This window comes from Burkholderia sp. AU38729 (genome assembly GCF_020419725.1).
GTDB lineage: Bacteria > Pseudomonadota > Gammaproteobacteria > Burkholderiales > Burkholderiaceae > Burkholderia.
Window position 1 is genome coordinate 343,982 of record NZ_JAIZQO010000006.1, and the last position, 18,136, is coordinate 362,117.

Below are 18,136 nucleotides of genomic sequence, written 5' to 3' on the forward strand. Positions count from 1 at the left end.
GGCAGCGCGGAAAAAATCCGGCGCGCGTCGGCGCCTGGTGCGATGGCGCATCAGGCGCGCTGGCGACACAAGGTCCGCTCAAGCATCCGCGGAAACGTAGGCAAGGCCCGCAAGAGCGGGGCTGCCGCCCCATTCGTGCTGCGGGTAAAGGCGCGTTTCGTCAGACGACTTCGAACAAGCCGGCTGCCCCCATGCCGCCCCCCACGCACATCGATACGACGACGTAGCGCGCGCCGCGTCGTTTGCCTTCGATCAGTGCGTGTCCAACCAGGCGGGCGCCCGTCATCCCGTACGGATGGCCGATCGAAATGCTGCCGCCGTTGACGTTGTATCGGGTCGGATCGATTCCCAGCTTGTCGCGGCAGTACAGCACCTGGCAGGCAAATGCCTCGTTGAGCTCCCACAGTCCGATGTCGTCGACTGTCAGGCCATGAAGCTTCAGGAGCTTGGGGATCGCGTAGAGGGGGCCGATGCCCATCTCCTCGGGCGCATTGCCGACGACGGTCATGCCGCGATAGATGCCGAGGGGCGTTGCGCCGATCTGTTCGGCGGTCTTGCCGTTCATCAGCACGCAGGCGCTTGCACCGTCCGACAGCTGGCTGGCGTTCCCGGCGGTCACCACGCCACCGTCAATCACCGGTGCGAGCGCGGCGAGCGATTCGAGCGTCGTGCCGGGACGATTCCCCTCATCCTGCGAGAGCGTGACCTCCCTCCGCCACGTTTCGCCGGTCGCCTTGTCGACGACCAGCATCTGTGTCGTGATCGGGACGATTTCGTCCGAGAAGCGGCCTTCCTTTTGTGCGGCGGCAGTGCGCAGCTGGGAATCGAGCGCGTACTGATCCTGCACGTCCCGCGCGATCCCGTATTTGCGGGAAACGAACTCGGCGGTCTCGAGCATCGGCATGTAGGCGGCGGGCTGCGCGGCCAGCACGTTGGGATCCTGGTCGGCGCGCGTCCACTCGAAGTAGCGCGTCTGTACCGCCGAGATGTTTTCCTGGCCGCCCGCGACCACCACCTGCATCCCGTCGCACATGATCTGTTTGGCGGCCGTGGCGATCGCCATCAGGCCCGACGCACATTGCCGGTCAAGCGTTTGCGCGCCGACCGAAGCAGGCAGCCCGGCCGCCAGCACACCTTGTCGGGCGACATTGTTGCCGGCGGTACCCGCGTTGAGCACCGAACCGATGACGGCGTCCTCGATGCGATCCGGTTCGATCCCGGCGCGCAGCACGGCATGCCGGATCGCGTGACCGAGCAGGGTGGGCGAGTGCGTGAGGTTGAATGCGCCACGATAGGCCTTGCCGATCGGCGTGCGCGCGGTAGAAACGATGACGGCATCAATCATATGACATCCTCATGAATTAAACGAAAGCAACGAAATGGAGGCTGCGCGCACGGGTCAGAACCAATGCTCCGGCATCGTCAGGGGCGTGGTTTCCACGGGATTGAGCACCGCCAGCCACGCGGCCACCTTGGGCATTTCCCACCCGAAGAAGTAGTCGCACGCGGCGAGCTTGCCGCGATGGAAGTCGCTGCCGGTGGGGCCGCTCTCGAGCGTGTTGGCCACGAGCGCCTGATCGAGCCAAAGCCAGCCGACGACGACATGGCCAAATGCTTCGAGGTAGGCCGCCGCATTCGCCAGCTGGAGCTCCGGGTCGTCGAGCCGGTGCAGCGCGTGGGTGACGAGTCGGACGCGCTCCCACGCGCATTCGAGCGTGTCGGCATGGCCATGGAGCGGACGGATCGACCGTGCCTTGAACACCGTCGCGGCGATTTTCCGGTCGAGCGCCTTCATCGCGGCGCCGCCGTTTGCACGCGTCTTTCGACCCAGCAGGTCGAGCGCCTGGATACCGAATGTGCCTTCATGTATCGGGTTGAGCCGATTGTCGCGATAGAACTGTTCGACGTTGTATTCGCGCGTGTAACCGTAGCCGCCATGAACCTGAATGGCGAGATCGTTGGCGACGAGACCCCATTGGGACGACCAGCTCTTGACGACGGGCGTGAGCAGGTCAAGCAGGCCATGCGCGTCCTCGCGGTCGCAGGCGTCTTCCTGCGAATGGATATCGTCGCTCAGTCGAGCCGCATACAGGCACAACGCGAGTGCCCCCGACACATAGGCCTTTTGCGCGAGCAGCATGCGCCGGACATCGGCATGACGAATGATGGGGACCTGTCCCGACGCGGGCGATCGGTCTCCGCGTGTCCGGCCCTGCAGGCGCGTCTTCGCGTAGTCCAGCGAGTGAAGGTAGCCGGTATAGCCGATCGCGGCGGCGCCGAGGCCGACCGAGATACGCGCCTCGTTCATCATGTGGAACATGTAGGCCAGGCCTTTGCCGGGCTCGCCGACGATCTCGCCGATGGCGCCCGCTTCGCTTTCCGGGCGGTAGCGACCCTCACCAAAGTTCAGCAGGCAATTGACGGTGCCGCGGTACCCCATCTTGTGATTGATGCCGGCGAGTACGACATCGTTTCGCTCGCCAGGCAGCCCGTCGGCGTCGATCAACTTGCGCGGGACGGTGAAGAGCGATATCCCTTGAATGCCAGGAGGAAGCTGGCCGTTTTCATCGGGAATCTTGGCCAGTACCAGGTGGACGATGTTCTCGGCAATCTCGTGATCGCCGCCGGAGATCCACATCTTGTTGCCGAACAGGCGGTAGCGGCCGTCCCGGCTCGGAACCGCGCGCGTGCGGATATCGGCAAGACTCGACCCGGCTTGCGGCTCCGACAGGCACATCGTGCCAAAACATCGCCCTTCCGCCATGGCCTTGACGTAGGGCTCGACCCGGTCGCGCTCGCCGTGGGCCATCAGCAAATTGGCGTTGGCGATCGTGAGAAAGGCGTAGCCCGCGGTTCCCGGATTGGCTGCCAGCAAATACGCCATGCCGGCCCGCTCCACGGTGCTCGGCAGGCTCATGCCGTTCCACTCGTTCGGGAACGACGCGCTGATCAGGCCGGCGGCCGCAAATGCGCGCAATGCGACCCCCACTTCCGGGTTGATGGTGACGCGTTCTCCGTCGAATGCGGGTTCGTTGCTGTCGTTCTTCTTGTTGTGCGGTTTGAAGAGATCCGTGGCAAGCGATTCGTACACATCCAGCACGGAGGTGTAGTCGAAGCGGTCCTGCCCGGCAAATCGTGGCCGATGGGTAAGCGATTCGACCTGCAGCCAGTCGAAAAGAATGAACTCCACGTCGCGGCGGGAAAGGGTGAGTTCGCTAGTCATGGCATCGAATGAGTGTGTATCTGGTGTCTTGGCGCGATTTCGAATCGCTTCAATAAATTCCGGAATGCGAAATTATGGGTTCGAAGCGATCGAGATGGGAGACGCTGGAGGACATCATGGGGTGATCGGCATCGTCCATTCCGCCACGACATCGGGGTGATCGATCACGCATATCCGGAGGCGGCATGCATGGAGCGATTCACGTGGTTTCCAGGGGGACGGCATATCCATACCAATGTTGATCAAATGACCAAGTCATGTGGCCGATGAAATTAGCATGGTGTTCATCGACGGTCGATCGTGGTTAACCCGTCGCTTTCCGAACCGTCCGTCGTTGAAAGAGGTGCGGTCGATTCGACGCAGTCATGCGGTGTGTGATCCATCCCTGGTTCCGGTCGGAACTCGACCGGAACCAGGGTGAAGGACGCAAGGAAAACAGGGCACGGGCCGGGATCGAAGCACGTGTCGCATCCGTTCCGGAAAGCGGTGGCGGGGCAGCTCAGATGTCTGAAGCAACCGGACGTGGCAGGATCACGTCACCGTCATGCAAACACGTCGGCAACATATCTGCCATGCTCCCGCTCCATCGTGTCGATCCACGCGCTGGCGATTTCATCGTTCGCTCCCGTTGCCTCCTGATAAATGCGGGCAAGCGTGGCGCGTACGGCAGGCGCCATATTCTTTCCATCCCCGCAGACGAAGACGGTGGCGCCTTGCGCAAACAGTGCGGCGATCTTCTCGCGCTCCAGCCAGACTTTGTCCTGAACGAACCGGGCACCTTCCTCCGGTCGGTTCGAGTAAGCCGGCATCACTTCGACCACACCGCATCGAGCCCATTCGTCGAGTTCGTCGCGATAAAGAAAGTCGACGTCGGGGTCATCGATGCCGAAGAAGAGCAACGACTTGCCGACGTTTTCCCCCTGCTGCTTCTGTAGTGCACGCTCTTGCAGGAAGCCGCGGAATGGGGCGATACCGGAACCGGCACAGATCAGGATCATCGGAAGGCCGGTCTCGGCGGGTGGCCGAAAGTGTGCATTCGATGGCCTGACTGCAACGGACAGGCTGTCCCCGGTGTCGAGTCGCGCGAGAAACGACGACGCCACCCCTTCATGGCGACCATGGCCGGAGAGCGCCGGTGCATCGACCACGGCTACCGTCAGCGTGACATGGTCTGCTTTCCAAAGCGGGGAAGACGAGATCGAATACTGGCGTGCTTTCAGCGCGGGCAGCATATCGAGGAACTTTTCGAGCGACAGATCGACGGATCCGAAGCGTTCGAGCAGATCCATGACGGTGGTCCGTTTCCCCAGGATCTCGCCTTCGAAATCGTCGGCGCTCAGGCGCTCGAGCTCGACCTTCTCGGGAGGACAACGCGTGGCGGCGGCCAGGGTGGATACTTGTGATCGCGTAGCAGGAACGGCGAGTTCGACGTAGCTCGAGAACAGGTCACCGCAGCTGATTGGCTGGCCGAGCGGAAGGCGCGGATTACTTGACGTTCCTTCGATCACCACCTGCGTGTCCCAGCTCACGCGAAACCGGCGCAAGACGCGATCGACGTTGTTTTTCGAGTTGCGCGGCAGAACGGCCAGGTAATCTCCCGATTGATAAGTCATCGCTTCCGGCAGTTTCAGTTCGATATGCTTTTTGGAGCGGCTGCCGGCCACGCTGATATCGACCAGTTCCCTGTTGTCGACGATGGACGCATGCGCCATGTCACCGAAATTCAACAATTTTTCGCGGGTATTCTCGGCGAAACTGACCTTCAACGCGGTATCGCCATGTTGCACGGTCGAGATTTCCTTCCCAGCGCTGATGGCAAAGCGACTCCACATTTCGGTGTACCAACGGTCGAATTCACCAAAGAAGTCGCCGCCGGAATCGAGTTCGCCCCTGAAGTGCACTCTCGTGGCGCCGGCCTTCTCGAGCGCTTCATCGACTCGCTTGGGAATCGCCTGGTAGGTCCGAGCCCATTGCTTGTTGCCGCACCCGAGCACCGAAAAATGGACACCGTCCAGCGCACCTTCGCCGAGTGCTTCGACATACGGGACGAATGATCTGGCGTTGTCCGGAGGTTGTCCTTCGTAGGAAGCGGTGACGATCACGATGGCTGGATGTCCGTCGAGTTTTCCCGTGAAATCGTCGAGGGGCGCGCACGTCGCGTGAAATCCGTGACGACTCGCGTCCCCTGCAATGCGTCTTGCAAAGGATTCGGCGGAGCCCGTATTTCCCCCGAAGAGGACGAGCATGGTCGACACGTCTTCGCCGGAAGGGGCCGACTGAACCGGAGCGACACTCGGGCTTTGAGCGCTCGAGCGGGCGCGAACGGCCGTATCGGGCACTTTGAGCGCACCCCGGGCCCGCGGTTTCACGTTGATCCGTAAGCCGGTCGGCTTCAGCGTAAGCGTTTCGGCGACCTCCAGCTCGTAGTCCGGATCGGCGAACGAGAAATCGAATCGCTGAAGCAGCATGATCAGGACGAGATGCGCTTCCTGCATTGCAAAAGGGCGGCCGATACAGGCACGGGCACCATTGCCGAAGGGCTTCCATGAATTGGGCGGGAGTTGCTCCGCATTCTCCGGGGCAAATCGCTCCGGGCGAAACGCCTCGACGTCCTCGCCCCAGACGCTCACATCCCGATGCAACATGGGCGTCAGGATCATGATGATGTCGTCGGGAGAAACAGCATATTTCCCGCCGAACGTGGTGTCGGCGAGCGGCGACACGGCGAATGCCGGCGCGGTCGGCCAGATTCGCAACGTCTCCATGAGGATGTGTTCGATGTAACGCAGTCGTGCGAGATGCTCGATCCGCGGCGTCTCGCTGCCCACCACCTCGTCGACCATGTCCCGTGCCTTTTGCAGGATGTCCGGGTTCTTGAGGAGGAAATAGGTGGCAAAGGACAGGAGCCCGCTGGTCGTTTCATGTCCGGCGATGAGAAAGGTAATCATCTGGAAGACGATGTTCTCGTCATCGAGTTTTTCTCCCGTCACCGGATCGACGCCGTTCAGCATTCGGTCGAGCAGGTCCATCGACTCTTCGTTGACGTGCGGGTTTTTCCGCCGGTCTTCGATCATTTTGGTCGCGAGCGATCGCATGACTTCGATGTCCGCGTCGAACTTTCGACTGCGATTGACCATCAGCTTCGACACCAGTTTGGGTCGCAACTCGCGCTTTCCGGCCTCGCTGAGGGTGTTGACCATGGCATCGACAAACGGATGCTGATCTTCACGGTAGAAGCTGTTGAAACGACAATCGAACGCACACAGGGCAATCGTATCGAGCGTCAGTCGCGTCATGTGATCGGACACATCGACCGGCGTCTCCGGGCCGAATCGCTCCCAATGGAGAAACATTTGATCGGCGATGTCGACCATCTTGTCGAACATCGACCAGATACTGAGCGGGCCGAACGCCTGCATCAGCACACGATGCGCCTTGGCCCAGTTCGGTTCGTCACCGAATGCCGTAAACAACCCGTCGCCGATCGCCGGTCTGAGTTCGAGTAGCGACTGGTGCACGCACTTCTGAAATCGGCTTTCATCGCACACTTCATTCACGAGTGTTTGGCCGCTGACAACGTAGTAACCTTGGCCGAACACCTCGAACCAATAGACCGGCCCGTAAGTGCGCGCGAGATCCATCATCTTGGCAAGTGGAGACGGCCCGAGGACCTCCATCAGATGACCGATGACGGGTTTCAGGGGCGGCTGGGGGACGAGGGATGAGGATTTCATTTCAATAGCCTTTCAGAGGTATATCGACGCATCACATCTCAATCTATTGAACGAATGTAAAATAGACAAAACCACGTGTCCAGAGCTTTTTATGCCACCTGATGTAAGCCCTAATACCGCCGATCCTCGCTTTCAACGGAGTTACGACGCGCTCGTTCGCGCGATGACCGAACTGCTCGACGACGCGCCGCTGAACACGCTCAGCATTGCTCAGCTCGTGCAGCGCGCGGGCGTCGCGCGTCCCACGTTCTATCAGCACTTTCCCGACCTTCAATCGGCCGCCCAGCGGGCAGCGCTGGTGAGGCTCGACAACGCGTTTGCGTTCGTCGAGGAGCAAGGCAAGCTGATCAACCCGCCGAATGCCACGTTCAGCCGGTCAATGGAGGTGGAAACCGCGCTGATTCTCGAGCATCTGAATGCGCATCAGTCGTTCTATCTGACCGTATTCAACGACGCGGCGACATCGGCGTTTTTCGATGAACTGGTGACATTCGTTTCCGGCCGGATTCTTCCGCCTTATGAAGGCGTCCGTACGGAGGCAGAGCAGGATTGCCTGACGGTGCTAGGCGGGGGATTGGTCTGGACGGCGGTGCACTGGCTTCGCCAGGGCGCCATGCGCGAAACGCCGGAGGCCATGGCGAAGCGCATGGCCAGCACCGCGGCGACGATCCTCGATGCGTTCGGTTTGACGCTCGGGTTTGCGCAGGCGGATTCGGAGTAACGAGAGGGGAAGCGCGACGCCGAGGTGGACCATGCGGCGTGTCATCGTCATGGTCGTCGAGCGATCAAGTTGAGGTCGCGGGTTTCATGAAATAGACATGGAACGCCTGCAGCGCGCACGCAATCCACTCGCGCTCATCCTCCGACACATCGTCGAACGGCACACCGATCTTGTCCTTCGTGTAGTGATCGCCCAGTGCGCCGCGAATGTGGCGGTTCGCGCCCTCGGCGTCGAGCAGGGTACGTTCTATCCGGACTGCCCCTTCTCGTGCGTACAGCGTGAAGCGAAAGCGCAGGCTCGCGACACCGGTCAGGATTCGTTTCAGGTCAAACTGCAGCCGATCTGGAAAGACCGTGAAATAGATGAAGTCCTCGCGGTCTTCCGGCGTACCGAAAGCGTTGATCGCGCGCCCTTCGGGCTGACCATGGCGCGTCCGGCATGACGCACCGAACGGCACCGTGCAGACGCACGATCCGCGAACGCCGCTACTTCGGGAGCCAGCCTTTCAGGCTTTCCGTCAACATGTTCACGCAATCGGCGCGGGTTTCGCCGGTCTCGATGAAGCTGTAGTCGCTCAACGCTATCCAGATCACGCGTGCGTCCATGCCTTCGCCGTCGAACGCCAACAGTTGATTGTTCTTGACGATCGGCGTCCAGATCCAGGGCTTCATGTCGCACTCCAGCGCCGCCAGCAGCGTGCCGTCGGGACTGTAGAAATGGGGCCGCCCGTCCGCGGTAATCGCCAGCAACTGGCGCCCGTGCAGGAGCTTCGGCGGCTGCTTGTAAGCGTGATGGACGTGTGCGTATTCGCAGGGGATGACCAGCCGTCCGCTTTCGTGCACGACACCCTGCAGGATGCCCGGATTGTCCGGCGAAGGCTCGCCCTTCCTTGACTGACGCCGCACGTGGGCGGCGGCACGCACTCAATGGTGACGCTCACGCGTTTTCCGGTTGGCGGGGGCGCGCATCGGGCGGCGTGATGCGCCGCGACGCGTGCAGCCATTTCCACAGCCTATACGAACGTATGCGGCCATCTATCCCGACGGGTTGTGCCGCTAGCTGCAGATGCTATGGATGCCGTTGACGCCGCCCCTTATTCTGGTTCCACCGGTACACGAATCGCATCGGTGACGACGCCGGCGACAGGTGATCGAGTCGGCGTCGCGATGTGGCAATGAGGCGATTCGCGTGCGTCGCGACGATGCACACGGCCGGAACATGCGTGCCATTCGATACCCGAAACCCAAGGAACCCATCATGAAAATTCGACAAGTCATCCTGAATGGCGGCCTGGCGGCCGTCCTGCTCGCTTGCCTGCAACTTCAGGCAAGCGCCGACGAAAGTGCCAATGGTGCAGGCACGGAGGCAGCGGTGACGTCCGCCCAGACATCCGCCCAGACGAAAAAGGCCACGCGTGCGGCCAATCGCAGGTTCTCGCGGTCGATTCAGAACACGCTGTCGCGAACGAAGGGGCTGCAAGGGCGAGTGATCACGGTTTTCGCCAATGCCGCGACCGGACAGGTGACGCTGGCCGGCCAGGTGCAGACCGAAGACGAAGACCATCTCGCGGTCGAGTCGGCCAGGAAGATCCGCGGCGTCAAATCGGTGAAAAGCGAGCTGATGCTGCGTGAGAAAGGTGGCGCCTGAGCGAGGGCGCGCGCATCGCGGGGCCGAATGACGGTGTGTCGGTGATTCGGGCGCCCGCTTTCACATGATCGATCCGATTGACTGGGAGAAGAGGTGATGGTGATGCTGCATGAAGCGGATATCGTGGCTCGCACGTTGATCAATGTCCTGGATCCTTCGCAGGAACAGCGCAGCGTGTGTTTGCGAGCGCAGCGCACGCGATACAAGTCGCGACGCGTCGGGCTGCGTCAATGGGAGGAGGACGATGCGCGTGCGCGCACCGAGCCGCCTGCCAGGATAGCCGTGATGGAACGCCTGTCGTCGTACATGATCAGTGTCTCGTGGAGCGACTCGTGTTCCGGGCGGTATGCCGAGCAAATCTGGTGCAGGAGCCGCGCGCGTGTCCCGTCGACATGCGCGCTGACGGGGCGTGCGATACAACGCGGGGACCCGGTGTTTCGTCCGCGGGGGAGCGAGGCCTGCCTGCCCGCCAACCGGCAGCGGATGATTCTTGCCGCGACCGTTCAGTCGAGCATCGATGCGTCCGGCGCTAGGTCGACGGGGTCGTGACGACGACAAGCGCGGCACCCGGAACGCGCTCGACCAGGTCGAAGTGAACGAGAGACTCGCGCCACCAGCGAGCGAACCTGGTGGGGGCGCGATATCCGACGACGATCAGGTCCACGCGGGTCGTCGATGCATGGGCGGCGACAGCATCGGCCGCGCGTCCGAAGCGGAGATAACCGCGCGCGGCGATGCCGTCGTCCGCCAGTGTGTCGACCGCCCGTTGAAGATCGCGATGGGCGGATTCCGCCAGACGCTGATGGGCGAGCTCGCTGAGCAGCCCGGCCGACCGTGCGTTGGCGGTGACATTGTCGACGATGGCGACGACGTCGACCGTGGCCGACAATGCGCGGGAAAGCGACGCACATCGTGCGAGCGCGGCGTTTGCTTCGTTGGTTCCGTCATGGACGAGCAGCATTCTGGACAGCGATGACATCTTCGAGATTGGCGGCGAGGGAACAAGATCGCCCGTGGCGGGCACCGGTACAGGCGGTCGGCGTTCGGTCACATGCACGGAAGCGGGCGCGACTGCCAACACTGAACACGCGAAGGCGATCGTTTATTCCCATGCGATTCCCCACGCGGGCGATCGTGTCGCGGCCGGGTCGCATCGGCAGGCGCGCGACGTCGCACGTCGACGTCGGCACTGCACGTCGATGCGATGTCCCGTCTCCATTCGTGATTCGCCGGTGCCGTCGAACACCATCCGAATCGCTTTGCGCTCACGGGAGATCCGGATCACGACGGTACCGGTGGGTATGTCGAGCGTATCGGCTGCTTGCCGATAGCGGAGCCCGTCGACGCTGACGAGCAGCAATGCAGCGCGTCGGGATTCCTGCAGCCGCCCGGCAGCGTCGACGTTTGGGCGGATGGCCAGTCCGGTTTCGGGGGAGCTGGAATCGGAGACCGTTTCCAGCAATGCGTCGCTCAGCCCGAGCACGAGGCCGTTGCGATGATTGCGTTGCCGCAAGTCAATGAGCCATATCGAGCCGGCGAGCATTGCGTCTGCCCGTGCCGGCCCTCCACAACACGTCGGTGCTTCAACGACCGGAGTAGCGTTTCCTGAGTGCGTCGAGCTCGCCGCTCTGGCGCGCGCGATCGAGCTCCTGACGCACTTCGGCCCGGGTCTTTCCCATCGGCATCGCGATGGCCGGTGCCCATTCGGTCGTGGCCACGACATCTTGATTCCCTGTCGTCGAATCGACAGGGGCCGCTGCATGGGCGAAGGCTGCGGTAGCAAAGGCGACGAGTGCGAAGGTGATCCTTGAGGTCTTCATGTCGAAATCCGGAAAGTGGGTCGGTCGAACGGTACACGCGGTATCTGGCGAACGCGGGAGCCGGATACGCCGGTCGCGTCGCGAATGTCGTCAGAATCCGTCGCACGTGTATTGAGCGCCACCAAGGTATCCCGCACATGTCCGCGGCGCGGCGTTTTGCAACGTCATGTATCGATGCCGACACGCGATACATCCGGATACGAAATCCCCGATCATGACGCGACGCGCGTGCGCTTCGGCAGCTCGCATGCAATGGCCGCGCGCATTGTTGCATTGACGACATCGTGCTGGAATAATCGGCGGGTTCGCGTGTTATCACGGGTACCTGGAAGAAGGGCGCGGCGGCCGGTGAGGTGCAACACCGCACGAGCGAAATCGAGGGCGCCCCGCGGCCCGCGTCGCGACCGCGTGTTCGAACGAACGGATACAACCTGGCATCCCGCCGCGGCACGTGGCGCGGGTGCCGCATGCCACGCTCCACGCCGCCGTGCCGGCGGCGTTCGAGTTGACGACGCCACCGTTTCCTTACTGCATTCGCATGATCGAACTTTCGACACGCCGCTTCATCGAGTTGAGCCCCGGCCCGCCCCGGCTGCACCGTGCGATCGATGACCATGCGCCGCCGGTCCTGGTGGCGGGGCGCGGCGTCGCGGCGCCGTCCGCGGTCGCCGCGCTGCAACGCGAATATGTGTTGCGCTCGGCACTGCACGAACGCTGGTCCGCCGTGCCGCAAGCGATCGTGTCGCATGGCGGCGGAGCCGTGCTCGTCCTGGCGGATCCGGGCGGGATGCCGCTATCCGTCGCAGATGTCCCGCAGCCGCGGTTATCCGCGTTTCTGCGGCGTGCGATTTCGCTCGCGACTGCGCTGGGCGAGATGCATGCGGCCGGCATCGTGCATCGCGCGCTTGCACCGCATCGCTTCCTCGTGGATGACGACGATCGTGCGTTTCTGACGGGCTTCGGCTATGCGATCGGCCCCGATGTGGCCGACCCGTTGTGCGACACCGGTCTCGAGTGGGACGACGCGGATTTCGTCTATACGGCGCCCGAACTCGGCACGCGCATGAATCTGCGTGTCGACGCGCGCGCCGATCTTTACTCGCTCGGATGCATTCTCTATGAGCAGTTGACCGGTGTGCCGCCATTCGATGCCACCGATGCCGCCGGGCTCGTGCACGCGCACGCCACGCATTCGGCGCGCCCCCCTCACGAACTCGGTCCGCACGTACCCGAGCAGATTTCCCGGATCGTCGTGAAGTTGCTGGAAAAGGCGCCGGAGCAGCGTTACGGCACGGCCGCGGGGCTCGTCGCCGACCTGCAGCGATGTGAGCAGTGCCTTCGTCGCGACGGGCGCATTCCGATGTTCGTGCTCGATGCTCATGCGGCGCTGCAGCGTCTGCAGCAAGCTGATCACGTGGTGGGCCGCGACCAGGAGATCGATGCGTTGCGCGCACAGTACCGTGCCGTGGCCGCCGGTGGAGAGATGCGCGTCGCATGGGTTTCCGGCCACTCGGGCATCGGCAAGTCGACGCTGCTGCTGGAGGCCGTCGCGCGAATCCGCTACGACGGGGCGCTGCTCGTGGCCACCAGCAAGGGCGAGGAAGGGCGCCGCGGCACACCGTATGCGATGCTTGCCCAGGCGCTGGAGCCGCTGCTGCAGTTCGTGCTCGGTTGCGCGGACGACGAGTTCGACCTGTGGCGTGCGCGAATCGGAACGGCCGTGGCGCCCGTCGGGCGCACGCTCGCGAGATTCCTGCCGGCGCTCTCGGCGGTGCTTGGCCCGCAGGCGGGCCCGCCGGAGCAATCCGAACTGGCGCCCGGGCTGGAGCGAGAGCGCGTGCTGCACGCGATCGCCCGGCTGATCGCGTGTTTCGCGGCACCGGAGCGCCCGCTCGCGCTGCTGCTCGACGATCTGCAATGGGCCGATGCGGGCACGATACAGGTGCTGGAGCGGCTGGTGCAGCAACACCACGACGCGGCGTTGCTGCTCGTCGGCGCATATCGCGGCAACGAAATCGATGCGCGTCACCCGTTGCGGGCGGGGCCGCTGGCCGACGTTCCCAATGCATTGACGGTGGAACTCGGGCCGCTGAACGAACGGGCGACGACCGAGCTGATCGCCCACGCGCTGCATCAGGATACCGATGCGCTTCGGCCGCTGTCCGACCTGATCGGTCGGCGGACCGGCCGCAATCCGTTCTTCGTGCATCATCTGCTGCGCCTGCTGGCCGACGAAGGCATGCTCGATTACGATGCGGGCGCCGGCCGGTGGCGCTGGAACATGGCGCGCATCGCCGCGCATCGCGGCGGCGATGACGTCGCGATGATGCTGGCACGGCAGTTCGAACTGCTGCCGGATGCCGCGCGATTCATGTTGCGCCTGCTGGCCTGCATCGGGCAGCGTGCGTCGACGCGCCTGCTGGCCACGGCGGCCGGCCTGAGCGAGCCCGATGCGATCGCGGGGCTGCAGGCGGCGCTCGAGGCCGGCAGTCTCCAGCGCGACGGCGACGACTGGACGTTCTGGCACGATCGCATTCGCGAGGCCGCGTATGCGTCGATCCCGGAGGCCGAGCGGGCGCCGCTGCATCATGCAATCGCCTGCCGATTGCTGGCGGCCGGCGATGCCTGCGCCGACGCGTTCGTGCTGGCCGCGCAGGCGAACCTCGGCAGGATGGTGGTCGAGACGCCCGCGCAGCGCCGCGCATTCGCGCGCGTGAATCTGGAAGCAGGGCAGCAGGCCCGGGCTGCCACCGCGCATCATTCCGCGCTCGGCTTTTTTCGGGCAGCCGTCGATTTCCTCGGCGAACGGGACACCAGCGACGACGGGCTCGAGGCGCGCATGCTGTGCGGCGAGGCCGAGTTCATGACCGGAGCGCTCGACGCCGCCGAAGCACGCCTGGCCGAGCTGGAGCGGGTAGCCGGCGACGGCACGTTCGGCGCGGATCTCACGCGCCTGCGCGCGGCGTTGTACACGGCGCTGGGCCGCTTCGATCTGGCGCTCGGTGTCGGCCTTGCGTTCCTGAAGCGCGCCGGCATCGATATCCCGCCCCATCCGGACAGCGCGGACGTGCATCGCGAATACCTTCGCCTGCGCGGCTGGCTGGACCGCAACGGGATCGACGCGCTGCGTGAGCTGCCGATCATCGCCGATCCGCTGCAGCGCGCGATTGTCGACATCTTTGCAGACCTGATCCCGCCGGCACTCTATTCCGATCAGGACCTGGTCGACATGATCCTGCTGCGCGCGGTGAATCTGGCGATCGAGCATGGCCATTCCGATGCTTCGGCCGACGTCTACGTCTGCATGAACCAGATCTTCGGCGCACGTTACGGCGACTACGCCGCGTCGCTGGCATTTGGCGAGCTCGCGCTGCATCTGGTCGACGAGCGCGGGCTCGATCGGTATCGCGGCCGCGTATATATGGCGCACGGCACGATCGTGGTGCCGTGGGTGTTGCCGGCGCGCTCGGCCCGCGGGTATATCTCGCGGGCATTCGAGATCACGGTCGAGTGCTGCGATCATACGTTCGCGCTCTATTGCAAGCGCAACGAGGCGACCGGCATGCTGTTCGCCGGCGAATTTCTCGGCGACGTACGCGATACGGTGGCGCACGGGCTCGTGATCGCGCGTGATGCGAATTTCCAGCTCGTGATCGATGGGCTGCTCGTGCAGCAGATGCTGCTGAGGCGGTTACAGGAGGGCGAGCGCGACGATCACGACGTGTTGCCGCCGCAGGAGGGGCGGCCGGCGAACCTGGTCGATCTCGCCTACTGGGTCTACAGGCTGCAGGCCGCACTGTTGTTCGGAGACCTTCCGGGCGCGCTCGACGCGCGTCGGCACGCCGAAGCTTGCGAGCATACGGCGCGTTCGTTTGCCGAGCGGGCCGATTTGCCGTTCTACGGTGCGCTCGCACTGCTTGCGCGGCCCGGCCGCGATGCGTCCGAGGAGGCTGCGCTGCAGCGCCATCTCGCGCAGCTCGACGTCTGGGCGCAGGCCTGCCCGGCGAACTTCGCCGCGCGGCGCGAGCTGGTGCGCGCGGAGCACGCACGCGTGAACGGCCGGCCGCTGGACGCGGCGGAAGCCTATGCGCGCGCCGTGACGCACGCGGGCCGGCATGGCTTTACGCAGGTCGAGGCGCTGGCAGCCGAGTATGCGGCGCGCTTCCATGCGGATCGCGACAATATCGCCGCGCACGCCTATTTGCGCCATGCGCTGAGCGCATGGCAGCGCTTGGGGGCGCTGGCAAAGGTGCGCCAGTTGCAGGCCGCGCATCCCGATGTATTCGATGCCGGCGCCGGCAATTCCGTCGGGAGCCGGATGCACGCACTGGACGTGAACGCGGTGCTTCGCGTGTCGAACGCGTTGGCGAGCGACATCGTGCCGGCGCGTCTCGTGGAAACGCTGTTGCGCACCACGCTCGAAAGCGCCGGGGCGGAGCATGGCGCGCTCGCGGTGCTGCGCGACGGCGTCTGGCATGTACCGGCTCGTGCGGACGTGATCGACGGTACGATCGTCGTGACGCAGGAGGCCGTGTCGTTGACGGCGAGCGTGCTGCCTGTCTCCGTCGTGCAGGCGGTCGCCCGGATGCAGGAAGGGGTCGTGATCGACGATGCGTCGGAATCGCCGGTTCACGGTCAGGATGCTTACGTTCGCCGCCGGCGCCCGCGTTCGGTGATGTGCGTACCGCTGATGCGTTATGCGACGCTCGTCGGCGTGCTGTATATGGAAAACAATCTGGCGGCGCGGATGTTTACCGCGGCCAAGGCGGCGCTGGTCGAGGTGATCGCGTCGCAGGCCGCTTTCGCGCTCGAGAATGCGCGGCTCTATGAGGAGCTGGTCGAGCAGAACCGTCAGCGCGCGCATGCCGAGGAACAGTTGCGTGCCGCTCTGGCCGGCCTCGAGCGCGCCAGCCGGTTGACCGCGATGGGCGAGCTCGTCGCGTCCATCGTCCATGAGATCGGACAGCCGCTTGCCGCCGTCGACACGTCGGCAAGCGCCGCATTGCGCTGGCTGAACCGCGAACCGCCGGACGTCGGCGAAGTGCGGACGATGCTCGAGCACATCAACCGGAGCGCCGCGCGGGCCAAGAGCATCATCCAGACGCTGCGCGCGAAGGCACGCAAGGCCGCGCCGCAGTTTGCGACGGTCGACCTCGTGGAGGCCGTTCGCGAGGCCGCGGCGCTCGTCGCGCGGCAGCTCGACACGCTGGACGTGGTGCTGGAGCTGCGCAGTCAGGATGGCCCCGTCTACGTACACGGCGACCGGATCCAGCTCCAGCAGGTCGTGATCAACCTGTTGACGAACGGTGCCGAATCGATGGCCGAACTCGAGACGGCGCGTTGTCTTTCGCTAGCGTGCGAAGTGCACGGCGTTGACAGTGTGCGCGTGAGCGTCGAGGATTCGGGCAGCGGCATTGCACCCGACATCGCGGACCGGCTGCTCGAACCACTATTCACGACCAAGGAGAACGGGATGGGCATGGGCCTCGCCATCTCGCATTCGATCGTGGATGCTCACGGCGGAACGTTGACGCTGTCGCCGCGCGAGGGTGCCGGTACGCGAGCAACCGTGATGCTGCCGCGTGTCGATCCATGACGAGTCGTCCGTCGGCGCGACGCGCAGCGGGCGGACAGGTTCTTCGAGTTGTGCATGAGCCGCTGCGCGGCCACTCCTGAAAATTCATCAGCGAATATCGATGCCGGAAACCAGAATGCCCCACGCGACACCTGATCGGAACAGCCGCGTCGTCTACGTCGTCGATGACGACGAATTCGTCCGTGTCGCGCTGATCAGCCTGCTGCGATCGATCGACCTGGAGGTTCGCGCCTTTGCGTCGACGGAAGAGTTTCTCGCGGCAACGAAGGGCGCGGGACCGTCGTGCCTCATACTGGACGTAAGGCTGCGCGGGCAAAGCGGAATCGCGTTTCAGACGTCGCTCGCGGAGAGCGGCGGTCCGCAGATGCCGATCATCTTCATCACGGCGCACGGCGATATCGCGATGACGGTGAAGGCGATGAAAGCCGGTGCGATGGATTTCCTGACGAAACCGTTCCGCGACCAGGACGTGATCGATGCGGTGATCGCGGCGCTCGAGCGCGATGCGAAACGGCTGCAGGACGATCACTCGCTGCTCGATCTGCGCGCGTGTTGGGAATCGCTCACCCCGCGCGAATCCGAGGTGCTGCAACACGTCGCGATGGGCCTGATGAACAAGCAGGTCGCGGGCAACATGGGCATCGCGGAGATCACGGCCAAGATTCATCGCAGCCAGGCGATGCGAAAAATGAAGTGCCGCTCGGTGGCCGAACTGGTGCGCAAGATGACTGCGCTCGGCATCAACGTGCCGTCGCGCTAGCACCACGCGTTTCCCGGATCTTCGTCGAACGGCCCATGCACCGCGCCGGGCATACCCATACGTAGGTATGATGGCGGCGCTGCGGCGTGACGGTATGCTGGCAACTTGGGTAACAGTGCTCGGGACGGGCCGTTCCGTCCCCTTCGCCATAAGCAGGGATGCCTTTTTCACTCTCAGCCTCCGATCTCGTATCCATTGTCGACGATGATCCCTTCGTACGCGCCGCCGCCGGAAGTTTCGTGCGTTCGCTGGGCGGGGAGGCGCGCGAGTTCGCGTCGGGCCCGGCATTCCTGGCGTCGGACGTGGTGTCGCGCACGGGTTGCCTGATCTGCGACCTGCAGATGCCCGAGATGGATGGCCTCGAAGTGCTGGCCGAGATGGAAGCACGCAGCCTGCACATTCCGACCGTGCTGGTCACGGCGTTCGTCAGCGCCCGCGCGTCCGAGCGAGCGCGGGCCAGCACCGCGCTTTGTCTCCTCGAGAAACCGATCGACGCACAGGAGCTCGAAGGCTGGCTCGCCCGTGCGCTCGGATACGGCTGATTGCCGATCCGCGCCGCAACGGTGACCTAAACCTTCGTAGGGGGTAGATGGCCGCTTGTTTGATGGTGCGCCTCCCCGCACGCATGTTTTCAT

General features: G+C 64.0%; 14 protein-coding genes. 6 read left to right on the forward strand and 8 right to left on the reverse strand.

Annotated elements, in window-relative coordinates:
* Positions 1-160: 160 nt before the first annotated feature.
* The 3 genes from LGM56_RS18395 to LGM56_RS18405 all read right to left on the reverse strand — a co-directional run bounded on the left by LGM56_RS18395 (position 161) and on the right by LGM56_RS18405 (position 6,957).
* On the reverse strand, positions 161-1,345 hold the full coding sequence (locus LGM56_RS18395; RefSeq protein ID WP_226206215.1) for an acetyl-CoA C-acyltransferase: 1,185 nt from the start codon (positions 1,343-1,345) through the stop codon (positions 161-163).
* Between the two features lie 54 nt (positions 1,346-1,399).
* Positions 1,400-3,223: an acyl-CoA dehydrogenase gene (locus LGM56_RS18400; RefSeq protein WP_226206216.1), complete on the reverse strand. Its 1,824-nt coding sequence runs from the start codon at positions 3,221-3,223 to the stop codon at positions 1,400-1,402.
* Between the two features lie 542 nt (positions 3,224-3,765).
* The gene (locus LGM56_RS18405; RefSeq protein ID WP_226206218.1) at positions 3,766-6,957 is read right to left on the reverse strand and encodes a cytochrome P450; all 3,192 of its coding nucleotides are present in this window, start codon (positions 6,955-6,957) and stop codon (positions 3,766-3,768) included.
* Positions 6,958-7,120: 163 nt separating this feature from the next.
* Between LGM56_RS18405 and LGM56_RS18410 the strand changes: the two genes are divergently transcribed.
* Positions 7,121-7,678, forward strand: coding sequence for a TetR family transcriptional regulator (locus LGM56_RS18410; RefSeq protein ID WP_226206220.1), 558 nt, complete (start codon positions 7,121-7,123; stop codon positions 7,676-7,678).
* Between the two features lie 64 nt (positions 7,679-7,742).
* Here LGM56_RS18410 and LGM56_RS18415 read toward each other — a convergent pair whose 3' ends face one another.
* On the reverse strand, positions 7,743-8,135 hold the full coding sequence (locus LGM56_RS18415; protein ID WP_226206222.1) for a hypothetical protein: 393 nt from the start codon (positions 8,133-8,135) through the stop codon (positions 7,743-7,745).
* A 28-nt stretch (positions 8,136-8,163) separates the two neighbouring features.
* Positions 8,164-8,601 carry a hypothetical protein gene (locus LGM56_RS18420; protein WP_226206225.1) on the reverse strand — a complete coding sequence of 146 codons (438 nt, stop codon included), beginning with the start codon at positions 8,599-8,601 and terminating at the stop codon, positions 8,164-8,166.
* 334 nt (positions 8,602-8,935) lie between these two features.
* On the opposite strand from LGM56_RS18420, the gene LGM56_RS18425 reads away from it, so the two are divergent.
* Both LGM56_RS18425 and LGM56_RS18430 read left to right on the forward strand, forming a co-directional pair.
* Positions 8,936-9,325 (forward strand): BON domain-containing protein, encoded by a 390-nt coding sequence (locus LGM56_RS18425; protein ID WP_226206227.1) that lies wholly within the window; start codon positions 8,936-8,938, stop codon positions 9,323-9,325.
* A gap of 96 nt (positions 9,326-9,421) precedes the next feature.
* Positions 9,422-9,874: a DUF3331 domain-containing protein gene (locus LGM56_RS18430; protein ID WP_226206229.1), complete on the forward strand. Its 453-nt coding sequence runs from the start codon at positions 9,422-9,424 to the stop codon at positions 9,872-9,874.
* Here the strand turns inward: LGM56_RS18430 and LGM56_RS18435 are convergent.
* From LGM56_RS18435 to LGM56_RS18445, 3 genes are all read right to left on the reverse strand, one after another.
* Positions 9,855-10,304, reverse strand: coding sequence for a universal stress protein (locus tag LGM56_RS18435; protein WP_413226786.1), 450 nt, complete (start codon positions 10,302-10,304; stop codon positions 9,855-9,857). The two genes, LGM56_RS18430 and LGM56_RS18435, sit on opposite strands and share 20 nt — an antisense overlap.
* Positions 10,305-10,427: 123 nt before the next feature.
* The gene (locus LGM56_RS18440) at positions 10,428-10,868 is read right to left on the reverse strand and encodes a sigma factor-like helix-turn-helix DNA-binding protein (RefSeq protein ID WP_226206231.1); all 441 of its coding nucleotides are present in this window, start codon (positions 10,866-10,868) and stop codon (positions 10,428-10,430) included.
* 40 nt (positions 10,869-10,908) lie between these two features.
* Positions 10,909-11,145, reverse strand: coding sequence for a DUF4148 domain-containing protein (locus LGM56_RS18445; RefSeq protein ID WP_226206232.1), 237 nt, complete (start codon positions 11,143-11,145; stop codon positions 10,909-10,911).
* 538 nt (positions 11,146-11,683) lie between these two features.
* On the opposite strand from LGM56_RS18445, the gene LGM56_RS18450 reads away from it, so the two are divergent.
* The 3 genes from LGM56_RS18450 to LGM56_RS18460 all read left to right on the forward strand — a co-directional run bounded on the left by LGM56_RS18450 (position 11,684) and on the right by LGM56_RS18460 (position 18,043).
* Positions 11,684-16,741, forward strand: a complete 5,058-nt coding sequence (locus LGM56_RS18450) for a trifunctional serine/threonine-protein kinase/ATP-binding protein/sensor histidine kinase (RefSeq protein WP_226206235.1) — start codon at positions 11,684-11,686, stop codon at positions 16,739-16,741.
* A gap of 115 nt (positions 16,742-16,856) precedes the next feature.
* The gene (locus tag LGM56_RS18455) at positions 16,857-17,501 is read left to right on the forward strand and encodes a response regulator transcription factor (RefSeq protein ID WP_226206237.1); all 645 of its coding nucleotides are present in this window, start codon (positions 16,857-16,859) and stop codon (positions 17,499-17,501) included.
* 158 nt (positions 17,502-17,659) lie between these two features.
* On the forward strand, positions 17,660-18,043 hold the full coding sequence (locus LGM56_RS18460; protein WP_046546642.1) for a response regulator transcription factor: 384 nt from the start codon (positions 17,660-17,662) through the stop codon (positions 18,041-18,043).
* Positions 18,044-18,136 lie beyond the last annotated feature (93 nt).